Source organism: Picosynechococcus sp. NKBG042902 (assembly GCF_963864045.1).
Lineage (GTDB): Bacteria > Cyanobacteriota > Cyanobacteriia > Cyanobacteriales > MRBY01 > MRBY01.
Map to the genome: position 1 here is coordinate 1 of NZ_CAWLTV010000017.1, position 1,647 is coordinate 1,647.

The 1,647-nt window shown below is 50.5% G+C and carries 2 protein-coding genes; one reads left to right on the top strand and one right to left on the bottom strand.

All coding sequences use genetic code 11. The annotated features are described in order from the left end of the window. Positions 1–65: 65 nt before the first annotated feature. A complete protein-coding gene (locus tag AACR41_RS00105) occupies positions 66–551 on the bottom strand; it encodes a double zinc ribbon domain-containing protein (protein ID WP_030008347.1) in 486 nt (161 codons plus the stop codon). Between the two features lie 109 nt (positions 552–660). Here AACR41_RS00105 and AACR41_RS00110 point away from each other — a divergent pair, with 109 nt between their 5' ends. Next, on the top strand, positions 661–1,554 hold the full coding sequence (locus AACR41_RS00110) for a tyrosine-type recombinase/integrase (protein ID WP_030008348.1): 894 nt from the start codon (positions 661–663) through the stop codon (positions 1,552–1,554). The last annotated feature ends 93 nt before the right edge of the window (positions 1,555–1,647 follow it).

A 1,647-nucleotide genomic window follows, 5' to 3' on the forward strand; every position in this document is an offset into this window, starting at 1 on the left:
GAGGCGATCGCCCGCCTAGAGCAAAAAGTTGCCTACTACCGCGACGAAGCATAACCCATCCCTGGTCATGCCTGGGAAGCAGGGCGATTAACTGAACTTTTATAAGGTTTACCACAATAGGGACAAAAACGATGTTTTAAAGAAGTGAGCGGCTGTTGGCAACCCTGACAGCGACTCTGCAACTTCGTCCCACAAGCAAAACAATATTGCGCCCGTAAAACCAACCATAAGGGATCCGGTGCAGACCCTGGCGTCCAACATTGGGGACAAAACCGCAACGCCCGTTGCTTCTCCACCTCCACCGCGATGCCCCGACTTAAGGCCTCTAAATATTCCTCCGGCACCTGGAGCGCGTAGGCCAACCCCCGCTGCGTGCGCTGATTGAGTTGCACTGTCTGACCCCGTTCTACCTTCCCATAGCTCTGGGGATGGATCTCCGCCTTTAAAGCCACCTCCCGTTGGGTGAGCCCTAACCGTCGCCGTTGACGCTGAACATAATCTCCCAAAGACTCGTTAGATTGCGGTGTTATTAGCGCTTCTAATTTATCCATGATCCTTTACTTTTTTATACCAGCTAACATTTATCTAAATATCTTTACTATGCTACTTTTAACCTACTTTATTTTTCTACTATAGAGTTTAGCTTTAAGACCAGAGATAATGCCTACCCTTGCCACCGTCGCCACAGAGTTTTTAGAACGACCCGGTCTTGCCCCCAGCACGGTGCGTTCCTACACAACGGCCCTGCTTCCCCTGCTAGCAGACTATGGTGCTTGGCCCATTACCCACCTCGACCGCAAGACCCTACAGGATTACCTCCAACAGTTAGAACACCTCAGCTACACCACCCACCGTCGCCACCAAGCGATTCTCCAATCCCTACTGAACTTTGCCGTTGAACAGCAGTATTTAGTCACCAATCCCCTGGCCCGCCTGCCCCAACGCAAACCTAATCCAAACAAAGGTGAACACCACAGTGACCAGACGATCCGTTACCTAACCCCAGAGCAACTCCAAGTCCTCTACCAAGCCACCGCCCAACAACCCCGTCTCCATTGCCTCGTGCGCTTACTCCACCGCACCGGGGCCCGCATTGCCGAATTATTGTCCCTGGACTATGACCAAGTGGATTTACAGGAACGTCGCTTCCAGGTGGTTGGTAAAGGAAACAAACAGCGCTGGTGTTTCTACAGCCCAGATGTCGATGAAAGCCTGGGGATTTATTTAAAGTATTACCGCCACCCAGAGCATCCAGCCCTATTTACCGCCCAACAACCCCTAACAAAAGCCATTAGTCGCCTCAGTTATCGCACCGCCTACAGCGATTGGCGCACCATGACCCAACGAGAACCCCAACTCCAGGGCCTCCGGTTCCATGATTTGCGCCACACCTTTGCCACCGAGCGGGTCGGGTTGATGGGTATTGAAACCCTGCGAGCCTTAATGGGCCATGAAAATATCCAGACAACCTTACGCTACCAAAAGGTGACATCCCAGAGAGCAGAGACCATTGCCAAAGAAGCCTTAGCAACGCTCATTCAAGCTTCAAACTAACCATTAACAATAAACTAAATAATAAAGGAGCAATATTGAGTCACAAACGCTTAGTTAAGCTTTAAAGACAAAGAGTATGTTATATACTCTTTG